The organism is Caulobacter sp. AVps16 (assembly GCF_058681455.1).
This window is the reverse complement of the sequence record NZ_CM178739.1, coordinates 2076970-2095010: the sequence shown is the minus strand read 5'-3', so window position 1 is coordinate 2095010 and position 18041 is coordinate 2076970. Positions and strand designations below refer to the sequence as shown.

The following is an 18041-nucleotide window of genomic DNA, read 5'->3' as shown; positions in this document are numbered from 1 at the left end:
CAGGTTTGGCGGCGGTGAAAGCCTGCATCCGCCGCCCATGACCAGTTGCAACTCGGCCAGCAGGGAATAGGACGCTGCGCCTGCAATGGGGCTGATCTGGGTCAGATCGGCAGCCTTACGCTGGCTCGCAAGCCGCCGCCGGGACGATTGGTCAGAGTGACGTCACCGCCGTGTGCGCGGGCCAGGGAGCGGACGACCGCCAAGCCCAGACCGATGCCACCCGTCTCGCGATTGCGTGATGGCTCGCCACGGAAGAACGGCTCGAAAACACGGTCCAGTTCAGCGGGCGGTATGCCGGGGCCATCATCGTCGATCTCAATGATCGCGGTATCGCCCTGTGCGAAAATCCGTCCCCGCGCCGAATGCCCATACTTCAGAGCATTATCGACCAGATTGACGATCAGGCGCTTGAGGGCAATGGAGTCGCCCTCGATCACAATCCTTTCTGCCTGTTCGACGGCGGCCTGGCCCCCGGTTTCGGCAGCCTCGTCCATCACGCTTTCCAGGAGCGAGGCCAGTTCCAGCTTGGTGCGTTCAGCGGGGCGATTGGTGTCACGGACAAAGGCCAAGGCCGCCGAGATCATGGCTTCCATCTGGTCGATATCTGCCGCGAGCTTGGTCCGGACCTCATCAGGAGTCGCCTCGATCCTGAACCTCAAGCGGGTCAAAGGCGTTCGCAAATCGTGGGCGATCGCCCCGATCATGGCGGTCCGGTCTTCGACATAACGGCGGAGGCGCTCCTGCATCATGTTGAAAGCCTTGGCGGCTGCGGTGACCTCGGTTGACCCGGAAAGGTCCAGGGGTGCCGCTCGCGGATCACGACCCAGTCGCTCGGCCGCATCGGCGAAGGCGCTGATCGGCTCGGCAAGTCGGCGAGCGAACAACCAGGCCAGGGGGGCCACGGCCAGCACCGACAGAACCAGGATCAGCAGGATTCTTTGCTGCCAGCTGTCGAAACGGAAGCTTGGCTTGGGCTCGACAACCATCCAGGTGCCGCCCTGTTGCCGTACGCCGAGTTTGAAATCCCCGAAAATGAAGGGTTCATCGCGAGGCGGGGCGGCACGAGCGCCGGGCTCGCCAGCCGGCGTGGGCCGGCGCGCGATAGACGGATCACGGGGATCAACTGGGCGACCCTGACGTCCTGGTTCGCCTGGATCTCCAGTGCCGCCAGGTTTTTCAGCGGAAGAAGCCTTGAAGCGACGGACGAAGAAGCGCGGTCCGTTGTCTGTGACGATCTCGATGCGCTCGGGCGCGACATCGAGGGCCCGGCCGATACCGGCCTTGAATTCGGCGCGTCGGGCGGAGTCGGGGCCTCCTGACGGCATGTTGGCACGCGGCTGCACAACCAGCGCACGGCCGTCGCGGGGCTGAACCATGTGCCCGGTCTTCAGGGCGCGCGCGATCTCAGACAGCCGATAAAGTTCGGGCGGGGGCGGCGGCAGTGTGAAGATGACCGCGATAGCGATCAGTTGAGCCGCTACCAGGGTCAGCGTCACCAGTCCTAGCGCCTGCACGAACAGGGGCGCGCTGCGGCGATGCGGGCTCATGGTGTGCGCAAGACCTTGGCGGTGAACATGTAGCCTTCGCTCCGGATCGTGCGGATGAGCTCACTGCCGCCGCCATCGTCCAGCTTTCGCCTTAGACGGCTGATCTGGACATCGATGGCGCGGTCATAGGCATCGGACTCCCGGCCGCGGGCCAGGTCCAGGAGCTGGTCTCGGGTCAGGACCCGCTGGGGGCGCTCGACAAAGGCGCGAAGCAGGGAAAACTCGCCGCTGGACAGGTTCACGACCACAGCCTGGGGCGAGCGCAATTCGCGGCGAACCAGATCCAGTCGCCAGCCGGCAAATTCACAGGCTGCGCCGATGCCGTCATCACTGTTCCGCGGCTCCTGCCGACGCCTTAGTACCGCTCGAATGCGCGCCAGCAGTTCCCGCGGATTACAGGGTTTGGGCAGATAGTCATCCGCCCCGAGTTCAAGGCCCACGATGCGGTCAGTCTCATCACCCATGGCCGACAGCATGATAATCGCGGGGCCGTCCTGAGCTGACAGTCGCCGGCAGATGGCCAGGCCATCCTCGCCGGGCAGCATGACGTCCAGAACGATCAGATCAACCGGCCCCCGCGCCAGTACCTGCTCCATGGTCCTGGCGTCCGATGCCGTTTCCACGGCGTAGCCGTGGCGTCCGAGGAAGTCCGAGACGACGTCGCGAATTCCGGGGTCGTCATCAACAATGAGAATGCGCGATGTGGCGTGGCGCAAACTCTCCGGATCGGCCGCGAAGCCGGTGTTTGGAACGGTTTCCATGAGATGCTCCTCTCATGTTCCCATGGCGGCCAGATTTCACGCCTGAAACAGCTGCGCAACCAGACCCTTCGATTTGTGCCTCCATCGACCAGGGACGGCGGACGCGATCCAAATCCTGCCGCTAGCCCGGTGAAGTGTTCTTCGGAATGGCATAGTCGGGGCCCGCTATAGTCTGGGCCTCGATGGCGAGGTCGCTGACATAGGGATTGCTGCGGCGTTCAGCGGCAAAGCTGGACATCGGGCCGTGACCCGGAACGAAGCGAACATCGCCGCCCAGCGGCCATAGTTTCTGGGTGATGGAGTCGAGCAAATCCTGGTGGTTGCCGCGCGGAAAATCCGTCCGGCCGATCGAGCCCTGGAATAGAACATCGCCAACCTGGGCAAACCGGGCTTCACGGTGGAAGAACACGACATGGCCCGGGGTGTGGCCAGGGCAGTGATAGACCTCGAACTCGGTTTCACCCAGCGTGACCCGGTCGCCATCCTCAAGCCAACGGTCTGGTTCGAAAATTCTGGCTTCAGGAATCCCGTAGCGCTCGCCACTGGTCTGGATCTGGTCGATCCAGAACTGGTCATCCCGGTGGGGGCCTTCGATCGGCACCCCGGTCAGGCGCTTCAGCTCAGCTGCACCGCCGGCATGGTCCATATGACCGTGCGTGATCCAGATCTTCTCCAGCGTCAGGCCCTGATCGGCCAGAGCTCGCATCAGGCGCGGCACCTCTCCACCCGGATCGATCACAGCGGCCTTCAGGGTCCTGGCGCACCAGACGATGGTGCAATTCTGCTGCAGGGGGGTGACCGGTGCGATGACGGCGCGGATCGGAAGCTGGGTCTGGCTCACGGGAACTCCTTGAAGCGGTCAACATAGGCGCTGTCGATCGCCCAAGAAAGAAGGCCCGGGATCGCTCCCGGGCCTCCAATCACAACAGGCTGATTTCAGGCCTATTTCTTCACGTCATCGACGCCCTTGCCGAAGGCTTCAGCGGCACCTTCAAGCTGGGAATCGTCGGTGATGTCGATGCCCTTGGCGAGCTTGGAGTGCCAGTAGCCGTAGGCGATGTAGATCACGGCACCCACCGCCGCATAACCGCCCAGGATCATGAGAGGCAGCGGGTTGTCATTCATGGCGTGAACGATCATCGGCTGGAAGTTCTGGAAGGCCAGGAACAGACAGGCCAGGATGCCCAGAACGGCCGTGAAGATCCCGCCCGGCACCTTGAAGGGGCGCGGCAGGTCCGGGTGTTTGATGCGCAGATAGATCACCGACAGACAGACGATCGAGAAGGCAACGGCCGTTCCCAGCGAGACCAGGTCACCCAGCAGGCTGATCGGGAGGAACGAGGCGGCGATGGCGATGACGATACCCAGCAGGATCGTGCCCATCCACGGTGTGCGGAACTTCGGGTGGATCGCGGCGAAGACCGGCGGCAGCAAGCCGTCCCGGGCCATGGTGTAGAAGATCCGCGTTTGTCCGTAGCAAAGGACCAGCATCACCGACGCCAAGCCGGTGATCGCGCCAACCTTGATCATCAGGCTGATGGCGTTCATCTGACCGCTTTCAACGAAGGGCCAGGGGAAATTCGCCCATTCCAGGCCCATGCGGTCGATGGCGACAGCGATGGGAGCCGGGCTTGCGAGTTCCTTGTACGGGACGACGCCGGTCATGACGGCGGCGACAGCCATGTAGATCAAGGTGCAGATGACAAGGGCACCCAGGATGCCGATCGGCACGTCCTTGGAGGGGTTCTTGGCTTCAGCTGCGGCGGTCGAGACAGCTTCGAAACCAACGTAGGCAAAGAAGATGATCGCCGCGCCGCGGAAGATTCCGCCTGCGCCGAATTCGCCGGGCTGGCCGGTGGGTTCAGGGATGAAGGGGTGCCAGTTGGCCGGGTTGATGTACTGAACGCCAACCGCGATGAACGTCAGCAGAACGATGATCTTGATGACGACGATCGCGTTGTTGACGTTTGCCGACTCGCTGACCCCAACCACCAGCAGCAGTGAAACCAGAGCAATACCGACCGCGGCGACGACGTTCAGCGTTCCGGTCAAAGCGAAAACCGTGCCGCCCGCTTCGGTGGGGACGGCTTGGATCAGCGGTGTGGCCCACATCGGCGCCTCAGAACCGGCGACCATGATTGCGGGGAAATGAACCCCGAAGTCTTTGAGGAAGCTGACAATGTAGCCGGAGAAACCGACCGCGACCGTTGAGGCGGCGACGCCGTATTCCAGAACCAGCAGCCAGCCCATGATCCAGGCGAATACCTCGCCCAGGGTGCCATAGGCATAGGTGTAGGCCGAGCCCGAGACAGGCATGGTCGATGCCAGTTCAGCGTAGCACAGGCCGGCAAGCGCGCAGGCGATGCCGGCGACGATGAATGACAGCATGATCGCCGGGCCGGCATTGGCCGAAGCCACCTGGCCGGTGAGCACGAAAATGCCGGCACCGATAATGGCCCCGATACCCAGGCTCATCAGATTGAGAGGACCCAGCGTTCGCTTCAGCTGGCTGTGTGCGGCTTCCTTTTGGATGCTCGCGATCGATTTTTTCAAAAACAGCCTGTTTCCGGCCATGTGTTTCGTTCCCCAACGACCAGCGAACCCCCGCCGGTCAGGCATTGGGCCGGGACGTTAGTCAGAGAGGCGACTTCGCGCAACGCCTTGCGGTGACGGATGCGTTCTCAGGGTCTATGCCTCCCCCTGATGCTGCCGATCGAGAATGTCCTGCCCGCGCTGAAGGCGTCGCTGCTCGCTTCCCATGCGACGGTGCTCGTGGCCCCGCCGGGCGCGGGCAAGACGACCGCCGTTCCCTTGGCCCTGCTGGACGAGTCCTGGGCCCTGGGACGGAAAATCATCGTTCTTGAGCCGCGCCGGCTGGCCGCTCGTGCCGCCGCCGCCCGCATGGCCGACACTCTGGGCGAAGCGGTGGGGCAAACCGTGGGCTTTCGCGTCCGGCTGCAGTCAAAAGTTTCGGGCCAGACGCGGATCGAGGTCGTCACCGAGGGGGTCTTCACCCGGATGATTCTCGACGATCCGGGTCTGGAAGGCGTAGCCGCCGTCATTTTTGACGAGTTCCATGAGCGCAGCCTCGACGCAGACCTGGGCCTGGCCTTCACCCGGGATGTCCAGAGCGTTCTGCGCGATGACCTTCGCCTACTGGTCATGTCGGCAACCCTCGACGGGGCCCGGGTCTCGGCCTTGCTGGGTGATGCGCCGGTGATCGAGAGCCAGGGGCGGATGTTCCCCGTCGATACCCGCTATCTCGGCCGAGATGAGCGCCTGCGGCTGGAAGAGCGGGTTGGGCGTGCCGTCGAGCGCGCCTTGGCCGAAGAGACCGGAAGCTTGCTGGTCTTCCTGCCGGGGCAGGGGGAAATCCGTCGGGTGGAGTCCTGGCTGGCCGAACGCCTGCGCCGGCCCGACGTCGATCTTGCCCCGCTCTATGGCGCTCTGGATCCGGCCATACAGGACCGCGCCATTGCTGCTGCACCGCCGGGACGGCGCAAGGTGGTGCTGGCCACGTCGATCGCCGAGACCAGCCTGACCATCGAAGGCGTGCGGGTGGTGATTGATGCCGGTCTCGCCCGGGTGCCGCGCTATGACCCCGCCAGCGGCATTACCCGGCTCGACACAGTCCGGGTCAGCCGCGCCGCCGCCGACCAACGCCGGGGGCGGGCAGGTCGGACCGAGCCCGGTGTCTGCTACCGGCTGTGGGACGAGCCGGAGACCCGTTCGCTGCTGGCCTTCGCGCGGCCGGAAATTCTCGAGGCTGACCTGTCGCGCCTGGCCCTGGACCTGGCCCGCTGGGGCGTGCGCGACGCCGGAGGCCTCTGCTTCATGGATCCGCCGCCGGCAGCTGCCTTTGCCGAAGCGCGGGCCCTGCTGCAGCGGATCCAGGCCCTCGACGGGCAGGGCGATCTGACGGGCCATGGCAAGGCCCTGGCCGACATGCCTCTGCCGCCGCGCATCGCCCACATGGTCGTCCGCGCCGCCGCCTCGGGCCAGGCCCTGCGCGGGGCGCAGGTTGCTGCCCTGCTGACCGAGCAAGGGCTGGGTGGTCGTGACATCGATCTGCGCCGTCGGCTCGAAAACCTCGGCCGGGACCGCTCGCCCCGGGCTCGGGACGCCCAGGCCCTGGCCGACCGCTGGGCCCGGGCGGCCGGCAAGCCGTCAGGTGCCACGATGCTGGAGGAGGGCCTGATGCTGGCCGAGGCCTATCCCGAGCGCGTGGCTAGGGCGCGCGGCAGGCCGGGCGAGTTCCAGTTGGCTGGGGGGCGCGGTGTTTACATGGAGCCTACCGATCCTCTGGCCCGCGAGACCTGGCTGGCCGTGGGCGAACTGGGCGGCGGCGAAAGTCGCGACCGCATCTTGCTGGCCGCTGCCGTCGACGAGGCGGCCCTGCGCGAGGCCTTTGCCGATCGCCTGACCGCCGAAGACCGGCTGGAGACCAGCCCCGGCGGCAAGGTCCGCGCCAAGCGGTTGTTGCGTCTGGGGCGTCTCGTCCTTGAGGAACGGCTGATTGACCGGCCTGACCCGGCCCTGATTGCCAGTGCCCTGCTGGATCAGGTCCGTTCGGAGGGGCTTTCCGCGCTGCGGCTGGGCGATGGCGTTCAGGGGCTGCGCGACCGCGTGGCCTTCCTGCGTGCCCTCGATGGCGAAGTCTGGCCGGACCTTTCGGACGCCGTACTGCTGGGGCGGATCGAGGAATGGCTGGAGCCGCTGCTACATGGCCGCTCGTCCCTTTCGGCGCTTGATGAAAGTACGCTGGACGGCGCGATCCGCGCCCTGATCCCATGGGACCAGCAGCAGAGGATCGACGCCGCCCTTCCGGCCCGCTTCAAGGCCCCGACCGGCACGACCGTCGCCATTGACTACGCCGCCGAGGCCGGGCCGCGCATCGACATCCGGGTACAGGAGCTGTTTGGCCTGACCGAGCATCCCAGCATCGCCGGCGGCAAGATCCCGCTGGTGCTTTCGTTGCTGTCGCCGGGCCACAAGCCAATCCAGATCACCCGCGACCTGCCGGGCTTCTGGAAGGGTTCCTGGCGCGAGGTGAAGGTCGAGATGAAGGGCCGCTATCCCCGGCATGTCTGGCCGGATGACCCGGCGGCTGCTGCGCCAACGACGAAGGCGAAGCCGAGGGGGACCTAGGGCGGCGGGGTGTGGTCGTCTGACTTGGGTTCAGGCTTCAGGAGCCATTGGAAAGGCCACCAGTCTGACTTGCTGCGGCCACATCCTACGCACTCGGTGGGCATAGGTATCCAGGGAGCAACGTACCCGCGTCCGTTGTCCCAAATGTGTTTGCCGCAGCGGGGGCATCGGACGCTATTGCCAAGCACTAGCCAAAGGCAGGGAAAGGCGAACCAGAGAACATAGCCGATCACACGCGTCTGTTCGTAGCCCGCCAGGGTCATGCCCACGAGAGCCACGAACATTACGCTCGCGAGCATTCCGTAAAGCCAACGCATATGGTTGTCCTCCTAGCGCCTACCCCGTCACAGTATAGATCATGATCCCCGTCGCCACCGAGAGGTTCAGGCTGTCAGCCCGACCCCGCATCGGGATCTTGACGTTGACGTCGCACGCGGCCGCCAGTTCTGGCGGCAGGCCCTGCTGCTCATTGCCCATCAGGATCAGCGACGGCTTCACATAGTCTGCGCTCTTGTGGTCGACCGTGGCCGTCAGCAGGGTGCCGACCACCGAGCCGGGCCAAGTCTCGCGCCAGGCCAGGAACTCCTGGATCGAGGCCTTGGCGATCTTGACCGCGAAGATCGAGCCCATGGTCGCGCGGACGCCCTCGACTGAATAGGGATCGACGCAGTCGCCGACCAGAATCACGCCACCGCAGCCGGCCGCGTCGGCTGTGCGGATGACAGTCCCAAGGTTGCCGGGGTCGCGGACCGCCTGCATGGCCACCCAGCAGGGCGCGCTTTGCGGAACGATGGCGTCCAGCGGCGTGAACACCTGCTTGAACACCCCGACCACGGCCTGGGGGTTGTCGCGACGCGACACTTTTTCGAGGATTTCCCGATTGACCTCAATGACTTCGCCGCCGGCCTTCAGGCAGGCCTGCGAGGCCTTCTGCAGCATCGGATGATCGGCGGCGTCGCGGCCGTACATGATGATCCTGGGGGCGTGACCACAGTCGATCGCCTCTATGACGATCTTCAGTCCCTCGGCCAGGAACAGGCCGCTCTCCTCGCGCTCCTTGCGCATGTGCAGGGCGCGGACGGCCTTGACGGTGTTGTTGGAGAGGGAGGTGACGGTCTTGGCGTTCATCGCGCTCACCCTTGCGAAGACCAGCGAGCGAAGAACGAGAGACCGATCTGTCGGTCGCCCCTTTCCTCGACCAGCGATAGCTCGCCCCAGTCGATGACGCCATCGCGGCCGTTCAGGACCTGAGCAAGCAGGCCCGACATCGCCGCGCCCGAGACGCGGGCGGCATAGGCATTCATCAGCAGGAACGCGGCATCGTCACTGAGCAGCTGGGCGCAGTTGGCGGTAAGTTCCGTCAGGTCCTCGAACAGGCGCCAGACCTCTCCGTCGGCGCCGCGTCCGAACTTGGGCGGGTCAAGGATGATGCCGTCATAGACATTGCCGCGCCGCACCTCGCGGGCCACGAACTTGCGCGCGTCCTCGACGATCCAGCGGATCGGTTTGTCTGCGAGGTCCGCGAAGGCAGCGTTCTCACGGGCAAAGCCGACCGACTTCTTCGAGGCATCGACATGGGTCACAGCCGCGCCGGCGGCGGCGCAGACCAGCGAAGCTACGCCCGTATAACCGAACAGATTCAGGATCTTGGGCGGGCGTCCTGAAGCCTTGGCGAAAGCGCGAACGCGCTCGTCCTGCCAGGCCCAGTTGGCGGCCTGCTCAGGGAAAAAGGCCAGGTGGCGGAAGGGCGTGAACTGGCCGTGGAATCTGGCCTCACCCCAGCCCAGGGGAAACTTCTCGATCGGTTGGCCCTTGAAGCGCCAGCGGCCGGCCTCGTCCTCGTCGGAAGGGTCAAACACGGCATCGGCGTCTTCCCAGGCTTTGGCGGGCAGGCGCGGCGACCAGAAGCATTGCGGCTCGGGGCGCACGACCGTGTAACGGCCATAGCGCTCCAGCTTCTTGCCATGGCCGCTGTCCAGCAGGGCGTAGTCGCTCCATCCGGTGGTGCGCATCACAATGGGGGCGGAGGCGATCGTCGGGCTCATCATCTGGCCCATACGCTTTCAGGGTGATGGCCGTCCAGTGCGCGGCGTGTGCGAGGTCTTATCCCAGTGATGGGGCGCAACGAAGAATTGCCACACCGCTCGGGGCGAAGCCACGGCCCACATCATCCAGTAACCGACCATCCCAAACAGGGGCAGGTAGCGAGGCTTTTCGCCCATACGCCTCAAACCGACCGCTGCACAGACCGCCGAGACCGTCCATCCGAACATGTAAAGCGTCAGGTCTGCGAGGGTCACGGACGGTTCGCCATCGGCCATCCAGTCAGTGATCAGGCCAAGGCCCGCGATCAGCATGGCGGGTGCATGCAGGTTCGAAGCGGTGATCGGCAAGGCAAGCGTCAGGAACAGGGCGAGCAGGGCGCGTGGCTGCTGTCGGGTCTTGCCGCGGACATGGACGGCAAGGGTCTGCAGATGTCCCTTGATCCAGCGCGCTCTTTGCGGGCCCCACTGCTCCAGTGAGGTCGGCGCGGTCTCGAAGGTTGGGTGTTCGATCGTGTCCAGTCGAAATCCGGCCGCCGCGAGCCGAAAGCCGATATCGGCGTCTTCGGTCACATTGTAGGGATCCCAGCCTCCCACGGCCCGCAGTGCCGACATCCTGAAGTGATTGCTTGTGCCACCCAGGGGGAAGGGCAGGCCCCAGCGCGCATAGGCGGGAAGCAGGACCTCGAAAAGCGCAGCATATTCAAGCTGGAACTGCTCGGGGATAAAGGCGAGATAGCCAAGTTTTTCAATCCGGAGCGGGGCCTGGAGACAGGCCAGGTCCGGCGCTTCAGCCGCGAATCGCGCTGCGGCTTCCCGTAGCTGTTGCGGATCCGGTGCGTCCTCAGCGTCATAGATCACCACCAGGGAGCCCCTGGCTTGCGAGAGCGCGAAGTTGCAGGCCCGAGGCTTGGTGCGGGGGTGGCCAGGCGGCGCTATCACCACCTGGACGAAGGACGGCAGGTCCAAGGCGAGAAAGGCACTGCGTGTGGCCTGATCATCCGCTTCCAGAACGATCAGGACCTGCAGACGGTCACGGGGATAGTTGAGGCGGGAGAGATTGCCGACCAATTCCTGGGCCACCTCAGCTTCGCGATAGAGCGGCACAATCAAGGTGTAGTCCGGCAGATCCGCGTCGCAGAGCGCGGGGCAGTGGTGTTTGCGGCGTGGAGTCAGAATGGCAGCCAGCCTGACGCAGTTGCCCGCGACAAAGACCGCATAGAAAAGGCCATACAGGCCAAGGACCAGAAGTGAGGGCGAGTACAGGCTGATCAGCAGGGCCCCGGCCATGATCACGCCCAGAGCAAACCACTGCAGTTTGCCGAATGTGACGTGAGCGCCGTCATCCCAGTCCTGATCGGACGGGCCAGTGCACTCCGTCATAGCCGTCGTCGACGGCCGAACGTCGGCAGAAGCCACACCCCAGGTCTCACGCGCCATCTCGCCCGCCCTAGTTGGAAAGCTCGATCTCCGGGCGACCAGTAGACGCTCCGCAACTAAAAAGTGTCAAACATAAAAACACGCGTTTTAGGTTTGATGCGGTGTTGCCTTGCGACGTCTGGGTGATTCACGTTTAGTGTTGTCCCAAGGGGAAATGCAGGGGACATGCAGGCCGTGACGCTGGTTTTGAAGAATCCGCACAAGTCCGCTCGAAAGCCGAAAGGTGACGGGCACTTGCGTCGCGGCGAGATTCTGGCGGCCGCGGAAAAAATCTTTATCGCCGAAGGCTATGCCGGTGCGACCATTCGCAAGATCGCCGATGCCGTAGGGGTGTCCTCAACCGCCCTCTACATGCACTTCCGCGACAAGGACCAGATCCTGCTCGAGATCAGCGATGGTGCGATCGAACGGCTTTTGAACCTCAATACGGATATCGGTGGGCGTCAGATCGATCCCGTCTCGCGGGTGAGGCTGATGCTTGAAGCCTATATGCGCTTTGCGCTTGAGAACCCGAATACCTACGAACTGGTCTTCTGCGGTTCCGGGGCCAGTATCTCGGTCGAAAAACAGGCTGGGACCCTTGAACTTGGCGATCGGTGCTTCGAGAAGTTCAGCGAGCCCTTCCGGGAGATCGCGGCGGCCGGGCGGCTGCGTTCAGGCACGGCCCAGAGCGCGGCTGAGGTGCTTTGGGCGGGGTGCCATGGGCTGGTGTCACTCCTCATAACCAAGCCGAACCGGACCTGGTCGTCGTCAGAGGACTTGATGGGCGTCATGCTGGATGGTCTGTTGAACGGCCTCGTCACGGACTGATTGGTGAAGATCGTCCGGTTGTTCGGTGCCTTCGCTGCGGCGATTATGGTCGCCCATTCGACTGCGGCAGCTGCTCCGCGCGTCATGTCGCTGGACTCCTGTGCCGATCAATATGTTCTCGCGATCGCGCCGCGCGACTCTATTGTTGGCCTGTCGTATCGAGCGACGGCCCAGGATTCTTACATGCGCGGCCATGCTGCGGGCCTGCCGCTTCGGAGGGCGACGGTAGAAAACCTCGTCGCGGCACGCCCTCAGATTGTCGTGCGCCACTGGGGTGGCGACGCGCGCTTAATCGCAGCCCTGGAACGACGTGGCGTTCGGACGGTCCGGATTGATGATGCCGCTGATTTTCCGGCCGTACGCGTCAACATCCGGCGAGTGGCGAACGCTCTGAACCGCGAGGCGGCCGGCGAGGCGCTGATTGGCCGGATGGATGAACAACTCGATGCCGCTACAGCCGCATGGAAGGGCAAGCGAGCGCTCTACCTGACCCCGGGCGGCTATACGGCCGGTCCCGGGACCCTGATTGACGCGATACTCAAGGCTTCAGGCCTGTCCAATGCAGTCAGCCGGCCCTTTTTCAGCCCTGCGCCGCTTGAAAACCTGGTGCTCGCACCGCCCCGGGCGGTGGTGCTCGGCTTTTTTGATCTGACCCGCGCCGGATCTGACCGCTGGGGCGCTGGACGGCACGCGGCGCTCAAGCGTGTCACCACTGATCGCACGATCGCTTCCCTGCCGGCTGCTGAGGTGGGGTGTCCGGCCTGGTTCGCGGCAGATGCCGTGACGCAACTGGCCAAGGCGCGGACCGAGCCATGAGTGTGATGCGTCTTTGTCTGGCTATGCTGGGCCTGCTGGCCCTGGCCGTTGTCGGTGGGGTTCTGTTTGGTGAAACATCACTGGCTTGGGACCAATACCGCCAAGCTATGCTTCACCCCCTGTCACCGCCAGGTGAGGTTTTGTGGACGATCCGCGCGCCGCGCGTGGCGATGGCGGCCCTGGTCGGCGCGGCCCTCGGCCTGGCAGGAGCCACAATGCAGGGCTTGCTTCGCAACCCCCTGGCGGATCCGGGCGTCCTGGGCGTATCGGCTCTGTCGGGTTTGGGGGCAGCCCTGGCGATCGCTGCGGGTCTGGCTGTCATTCCTGGTGCGATTGAGCTGGCGGCCCTGCTGGGTGCCCTTGCGGCCGGTGGTGCCGTCGTTGGCCTCGCGACCCGCCTCCGCGAACCGGATGCCCTGATCCTGCTGGGTGTCGCCATTTCGGCCTTCGGCGGAGCCCTGACCGCTCTCGTCTTCAATCTGTCTCCGTCGCCAGTGGCGATCGCCGAGGTGCTGGCCTGGCTGATGGGGTCGGTCGAAAATCGCGACTGGTCAGACAATGCAAGGACCCTGGTCCCGATGGTTGTCGGTGCCGCGCTCTGTCTGAAGGCAGGGCAGGGCCTTCGCATGCTCACCCTGGGTGAGGAAGTCGCCGCCATGTCCGGTCTGCCGATGGTCCGCCTTCGGGTCTATGCCCTGGCCGGAGCATCCCTCTTGACCGGAGCTGCCGTAGCGGGTGCGGGCGTCATCGGCTTTGTCGGTCTTGCAGCGCCCCACATGGTTCGGGCGCTGGTCAAGGACGATCCACGTCTGCTTCTGTGGCCATCGGCCCTGGCTGGCGCTCTGTTGTTGGTTCTCGCCGATCTCGTTGCGCGTATCGTGCCGACGGAGCAGGAGCTGAAGCTCGGCGTCGTCACAGCCCTGTTTGGCGCGCCTGCCTTTGCCTTACTGGCCTGGCGGGCGTCCCGGAGCTGGCGGGCATGACCGCCGCCTGGACCTTGGCGAGCCTGAAGGCCGCGCAAGGCGGCCAGTCCGTGCTCGACGGCGCCAGCCTCATTGTCCAGCCAGGCGAAGTGGTCGGCATTGTGGGACCCAATGGTGCGGGCAAGACCAGCCTGCTTCGTGCAGGGCTGGGCCTTCTGAAACGGTCCGCGGGCGAAGTCTGGATGGGGCAGCACCGCCTCGAGAACCTGAGCGCCGCAAGGCTTGCGGCAAGCGTCGGCTATTTGCCCCAGGATCGGCGGGTCACCTGGAACCTCATTGCCGAACAGGTCGCCAGTCTGGGCGCAGTCGATCTGCCAGACGAGAAGGCCCTCATCACAGCGCGCGATTGCCTCGCCCGCGTCGGTGTCGCCGGCCTTGCGAAACGCGGCGTTCTGGACATGTCGGGTGGAGAGCGGGCCCGGGTATTGCTGGCTCGCTTGCTGGCGACACGGGCACCGCTGCTGGTGGCCGATGAGCCCATTGCCGGCCTGGATCCGGATGCCCAGCTTCTGACCCTGGAACTGTTGCGGTCCGAAGCTGCCGCCGGTGCTGGCGTGGCGGTGACGCTGCACGATCTCAGCCTGGCGGCGCGTTTCTGTGACCGCCTGACCGTCATTGACGCTGGTCGCGTCGTCGCTGAAGGCAAACCCTCCGAGGCTCTTTCGCCTGAAATCCTTGCAAGGGTGTTCAGGCTGGAGGGGGAGGTGATCGCGACGGCGGCCGGCCCGGTTTTGGCGGCGCGACGCCTCTAGGATCAGGGTTGGGTGGAGGCTGTATCAGCCTGGGCTACGGCCGGCGCATAGACATAGGCACCGCGCTTGAGCTCTCGGGACAGGGTCAAGGGCGTGGCCCCGCCGTTCAGCCGGGCGCGATAGACCATGGTCGTTTCAAGCGTCCGCATCACGTAGTTGCGGGTCTCCGAAAAGGGAATGCACTCGATGAAGTCGAGCGGATCGGTGGCTGCGCCTCGCGGGTCGCCACAAAGGGTAGCCCATTGGGCAGGGCGACCGGGCCCGGCGTTATAGGCTGCGGCGGCCATGATGTAAGACCCACTGAAGGTCTCAACCATGCTGCCAAGGTAGGTAGAGCCCAGACGCATATTGTAGGACGGGTCGGACAACCGATCGATCGAATGACGTTCCCCCAACTGCCGCGCCACCAGGGCGGCTGTAGCGGGCATCAGCTGCATCATGCCGCGTGCGCCGGGTGCAGAGCGGGCGACAGGATCGAAATTGCTCTCTTGGCGTGAGATCGAATAGACGAACGCCGTTTCGGCGGCACCGGGCCCGGGCGTGAAGTGGTGATCCAGCAGGGGGTAGCCCCGTTCGGGCAGGATGAATCCTCTTTGGGCCGCCGTGCGGACGGCGCGCATTGCCAGGTCCTGATCGCCATAGCCCCTGGCGAGATCCACCAGCAGAGCTGTCTCTTCAGCATTCGGCAGGTTGTCGTCGATGAACAACACCAGCGACCTAAACTGATTGGTCGCGCCGATATCTGCCAGGATCCTTGCGGCACGCACGAGTTCACGGCCATAGAAGCGGGCTCGGTCGGCGTCGGTAATGACCGGGTCGCGTTCAAGGCGAATTTCAGTGAGGCCGGCCTTCTCGGCGGAAAGCTGGCCATAGAAGGTCGTAATGTGACGGGCACCTTCAGCGTAGAATGACTGCGCAGCGATCGGGTCATTCTGGGCCTCGGCGGCGCGACCCTGCCAAAAGAGGGCCCGGCCCTTGGTGATCGGTGATGCGCCGATCGCAGCGATGGCGGCGAAATGGCGCGCAGCAGCATCAGGCTGCCTGAGCTTGGCCAGAGCGATCCAGCCAGCATAGAACTCGGCTTCGGCCGCGTCAGCACCAGCCGCGAGGCCCGTATTTGCAGCGGCAGCATAGGCTCCGCTGTTGTCCCCCGCCTTGAGTGCTGAAACGACGAGTGCGCGACGTTCCTTCCAGATCGCCGTTGCCGCTTCTTCAGTGGGTGGCGGAGACGGGAAGTTCTGCACCAGTTGCAGCGCCAGGGTTTCCAAGCCGCGGCGGCGAAGATAGGCCGCGCGTTCAAACACCACCCCAGGCGACGCTTGGTCGCCGGGACCCAAGGCCTCGAACAAAGCTACGGCGCTGGCGGCATTCTGGCGAAAAGCCATGCGGACCCGTGCGGCGGCCTTCTGATCCGATGGCAGCAGATCGACGAGGTCCCGCGCAGCAGGGCCCTGTTGACCGTAAAGCAGGATGTCTGCGCGACGGGCATAGTCGTCCGCCGTGAGCATTGCGCCGAACCGGCCGGCCATGCTGCGCTGGGCGTCAACTTCAAAGACCTTGTCGCGCCACGTGCGGCGGATCAGGTCAACGGCCTCCTGGTTTCGGCCGCTAGCCTGGTAGGCGGTGGCCAGGGCCATCGCCCCTTCGGCTGTGGCGGGCATTCCGCCGCCGAACCAGGCTATGATCTGGGACGGGCTGAGGCCCGAGACCGAGAGCTGGCGTTCAGCGGCGGTTTCGCGGCGGCTGCTCCGCGGCCAGCCTGCCAGGTCGCGACGCGCCGAATCCAGCTCAAAAAAGCTCATCGCTTCTGCAGAACTATCGATCAGGGCCCAAAGGGCGATCTTGCGAGCGATAGGATCCTGCAGGCCGTCCATGGCCAGTCGGGCGCGACTGACATCGCCGCTCTTGGCGGCGGCAAGCGCCATCCGCAAGTTCTCGGCCTCGACATCCGACAGAGAGCTGGAAATCGCCGTCGGTGGCGTGGTGACGAGGGGAGGGGGCGACAAAGATTGATACGGAACCGGGCCGGACGTCTGGGCGCCTGCAACGCTTCCCACCAGCATCAAGCCGGCGCTTCCGACCAAGATTCGACGCATCACTGAAGCCAAAACCCGTTCTCCTTCGCAGATGGCCGAATCGAACCGGCCACCGCTTAAGCGTTCCATCACAGCATAGGACATCTAAGGAACGGTTTTTGTGAGGCCTCAAGGGCTTGACCCCCGGGGCTTGGACCATCAAACCGCTGCCTGCTCCGACGCACCTGTTGCGGGACGGCGGGGCGGCGACATATTGTCCGCTCCCATCGTCTGGCCGCAACCTTCGCGGCGCCCTTCTCACGGCAAATTGCAAGTCATGGTCCATTCTCCGTTCAAGGGCGTCATTCCCGCTCTGATTACGCCCTTCCGCGACGGCGCTGTGGACGAAGCCGCATTTGTGGCCCTCGTTGAGCGGCAGATTGCGGGGGGCGTTCATGGGGTCGTTCCTGTCGGTACGACCGGCGAAACCTCGACCCTGAGTCACGACGAGCACAAGCGTGTCGTAGAGCTCTGCGTCCAAACCGTGAAGGGCCGGGTGCCTGTGATCGCCGGCGCGGGCAGCAATTCGACGGCTGAAGCCATCGAGTTGGTTCAGCATGCCAAGGCGGTCGGTGCAGATGCGGCGCTGGTCGTGACCCCTTACTATAATCGTCCGAGCCAGGAAGGCCTGTATCGCCACTACGAGGCCATTAATGACGCCGTTCAATTACCGGTGCTCGTTTACAATGTGCCCAGCCGGGCCAGCGTGGATATCTCCAACGAGACCCTGGCGCGGCTTGCCAAGCTGCCCAACATCATCGGGATCAAGGACGCCACGGGCGATCTGGCCCGAGCCAGCCTGCAGCGTCTGCTGTGTGGCCCCGACTGGGTGATGCTGTCCGGGGATGATCCGACCGCCCTGGGCTATATGGCTCATGGTGGTCACGGGGTGATCTCGGTGACCTGCAATGTTGCGCCCGAAGCGTGCTCCGCCTTCATCAATGCCTGCCTGCAGGGGTCCTGGGAGGCCGCGCTCTACGGCCAGGATCGGCTTGTAAAGCTGCACAAGGCGCTCTTCCTCGATGCATCGCCTTCGCCGACAAAGTTCGCCATGGCTCATCTGGGGCTGTGCCAGCCTGACGTTCGCCTTCCGATCCCGCCCTGCAGCGAGGCCGTAAAGCCGGCGATCCTGGAGGCCATGCGCGAGGCGGGTCTGGTCTGATGACCAAGCCGATCGCGGAGAACCGGCGCGCCCGGTACGATTACTTTATCGAGGAAACCTTCGAGGCCGGCATCATGCTGACCGGCACCGAGGTCAAGTCTCTGCGCGTCGGTCGGGCCAATATCGCCGAATCCTACGCCTCGGTCGAAGGTCGCGTGATCAAGCTGATCAATGCGGACATCCCGCCCTATGGACACGCCAACCGCTTCAATCATGAGCCGCGCCGTCATCGCACGCTCCTGTTGCACAAGAAGCAGATCGAAAAGCTCATCGGTGCGGTGCAGCGTGACGGCCGTACCCTCATTCCCCTGAAGCTCTACTGGAACGAAAAGGGCCTGGCCAAGCTTGAGATCGGGCTGGCCAAGGGCAAGAAGAACCACGACAAGCGCGAAACAGAAGCTGCGCGCGACTGGCAGCGCGACAAGGCGCGGCTGATGAAGGGTGACAGGGGCGACTGACCCTGCGGCTGAGGCTTTCGTCAGGCCATAATGTCCACGCACGCTCA

Annotated in this window: 15 protein-coding genes; 7 read left to right on the top strand and 8 right to left on the bottom strand. The window is 64.5% G+C overall.

The annotated features are described in order from the left end of the window. Positions 1-101: 101 nt before the first annotated feature. The 4 genes from ACW17U_RS10065 to ACW17U_RS10050 all read right to left on the bottom strand — a co-directional run bounded on the left by ACW17U_RS10065 (position 102) and on the right by ACW17U_RS10050 (position 4882). Positions 102-1547 carry an ATP-binding protein gene (locus ACW17U_RS10065; RefSeq protein WP_492052273.1) on the bottom strand — a complete coding sequence of 482 codons (1446 nt, stop codon included), beginning with the start codon at positions 1545-1547 and terminating at the stop codon, positions 102-104. After that, on the bottom strand, positions 1544-2308 hold the full coding sequence (locus ACW17U_RS10060; RefSeq protein WP_062145659.1) for a response regulator: 765 nt from the start codon (positions 2306-2308) through the stop codon (positions 1544-1546). The genes ACW17U_RS10065 and ACW17U_RS10060 overlap by 4 nt, the downstream gene beginning before the upstream one ends. A gap of 121 nt (positions 2309-2429) precedes the next feature. Next, positions 2430-3149, bottom strand: a complete 720-nt coding sequence (locus ACW17U_RS10055) for an MBL fold metallo-hydrolase (RefSeq protein WP_492052271.1) — start codon at positions 3147-3149, stop codon at positions 2430-2432. Positions 3150-3250: 101 nt separating this feature from the next. Continuing rightward, positions 3251-4882, bottom strand: a complete 1632-nt coding sequence (locus ACW17U_RS10050) for an amino acid permease (RefSeq protein ID WP_166504159.1) — start codon at positions 4880-4882, stop codon at positions 3251-3253. Between the two features lie 99 nt (positions 4883-4981). Between ACW17U_RS10050 and hrpB the strand changes: the two genes are divergently transcribed. Next, entirely contained in the window at positions 4982-7456 is a 2475-nt protein-coding gene (hrpB, locus tag ACW17U_RS10045; RefSeq protein WP_492052269.1) for an ATP-dependent helicase HrpB, read from the top strand. 336 nt (positions 7457-7792) lie between these two features. Here hrpB and ACW17U_RS10040 read toward each other — a convergent pair whose 3' ends face one another. The 3 genes from ACW17U_RS10040 to ACW17U_RS10030 are packed head-to-tail and all read right to left on the bottom strand — an operon-like array spanning position 7793 to position 10938. After that, positions 7793-8584, bottom strand: a complete 792-nt coding sequence (locus tag ACW17U_RS10040) for a TrmH family RNA methyltransferase (RefSeq protein ID WP_492052267.1) — start codon at positions 8582-8584, stop codon at positions 7793-7795. A gap of 5 nt (positions 8585-8589) precedes the next feature. Next, the gene (locus tag ACW17U_RS10035; protein ID WP_492052265.1) at positions 8590-9501 is read right to left on the bottom strand and encodes a class I SAM-dependent rRNA methyltransferase; all 912 of its coding nucleotides are present in this window, start codon (positions 9499-9501) and stop codon (positions 8590-8592) included. 18 nt (positions 9502-9519) lie between these two features. Continuing rightward, entirely contained in the window at positions 9520-10938 is a 1419-nt protein-coding gene (locus tag ACW17U_RS10030; protein ID WP_492052263.1) for a glycosyltransferase, read from the bottom strand. Between the two features lie 174 nt (positions 10939-11112). On the opposite strand from ACW17U_RS10030, the gene ACW17U_RS10025 reads away from it, so the two are divergent. The 4 genes from ACW17U_RS10025 to ACW17U_RS10010 are packed head-to-tail and all read left to right on the top strand — an operon-like array spanning position 11113 to position 14299. Beyond that, on the top strand, positions 11113-11748 hold the full coding sequence (locus tag ACW17U_RS10025; RefSeq protein WP_062151348.1) for a TetR/AcrR family transcriptional regulator: 636 nt from the start codon (positions 11113-11115) through the stop codon (positions 11746-11748). Positions 11749-11751: 3 nt separating this feature from the next. Then, positions 11752-12564: an ABC transporter substrate-binding protein gene (locus ACW17U_RS10020; protein WP_492052262.1), complete on the top strand. Its 813-nt coding sequence runs from the start codon at positions 11752-11754 to the stop codon at positions 12562-12564. Further along, positions 12501-13547 carry a FecCD family ABC transporter permease gene (locus tag ACW17U_RS10015; protein WP_062145670.1) on the top strand — a complete coding sequence of 349 codons (1047 nt, stop codon included), beginning with the start codon at positions 12501-12503 and terminating at the stop codon, positions 13545-13547. Before ACW17U_RS10020 ends, ACW17U_RS10015 begins: the two co-directional genes overlap by 64 nt. Further along, the gene (locus ACW17U_RS10010) at positions 13544-14299 is read left to right on the top strand and encodes an ABC transporter ATP-binding protein (RefSeq protein WP_062145672.1); all 756 of its coding nucleotides are present in this window, start codon (positions 13544-13546) and stop codon (positions 14297-14299) included. The genes ACW17U_RS10015 and ACW17U_RS10010 overlap by 4 nt, the downstream gene beginning before the upstream one ends. A gap of 2 nt (positions 14300-14301) precedes the next feature. Here the strand turns inward: ACW17U_RS10010 and ACW17U_RS10005 are convergent, their stop codons facing one another. Beyond that, on the bottom strand, positions 14302-16407 hold the full coding sequence (locus tag ACW17U_RS10005) for a lytic transglycosylase domain-containing protein (RefSeq protein WP_166504162.1): 2106 nt from the start codon (positions 16405-16407) through the stop codon (positions 14302-14304). 244 nt (positions 16408-16651) lie between these two features. On the opposite strand from ACW17U_RS10005, the gene dapA reads away from it, so the two are divergent. Both dapA and smpB read left to right on the top strand, forming a co-directional pair. Beyond that, positions 16652-17536, top strand: coding sequence for a 4-hydroxy-tetrahydrodipicolinate synthase (gene dapA, locus ACW17U_RS10000; RefSeq protein WP_492052260.1), 885 nt, complete (start codon positions 16652-16654; stop codon positions 17534-17536). Beyond that, positions 17536-17994 carry an SsrA-binding protein SmpB gene (gene smpB / locus ACW17U_RS09995; RefSeq protein WP_062145677.1) on the top strand — a complete coding sequence of 153 codons (459 nt, stop codon included), beginning with the start codon at positions 17536-17538 and terminating at the stop codon, positions 17992-17994. The genes dapA and smpB overlap by 1 nt, the downstream gene beginning before the upstream one ends. Positions 17995-18041: the final 47 nt, after the last annotated feature.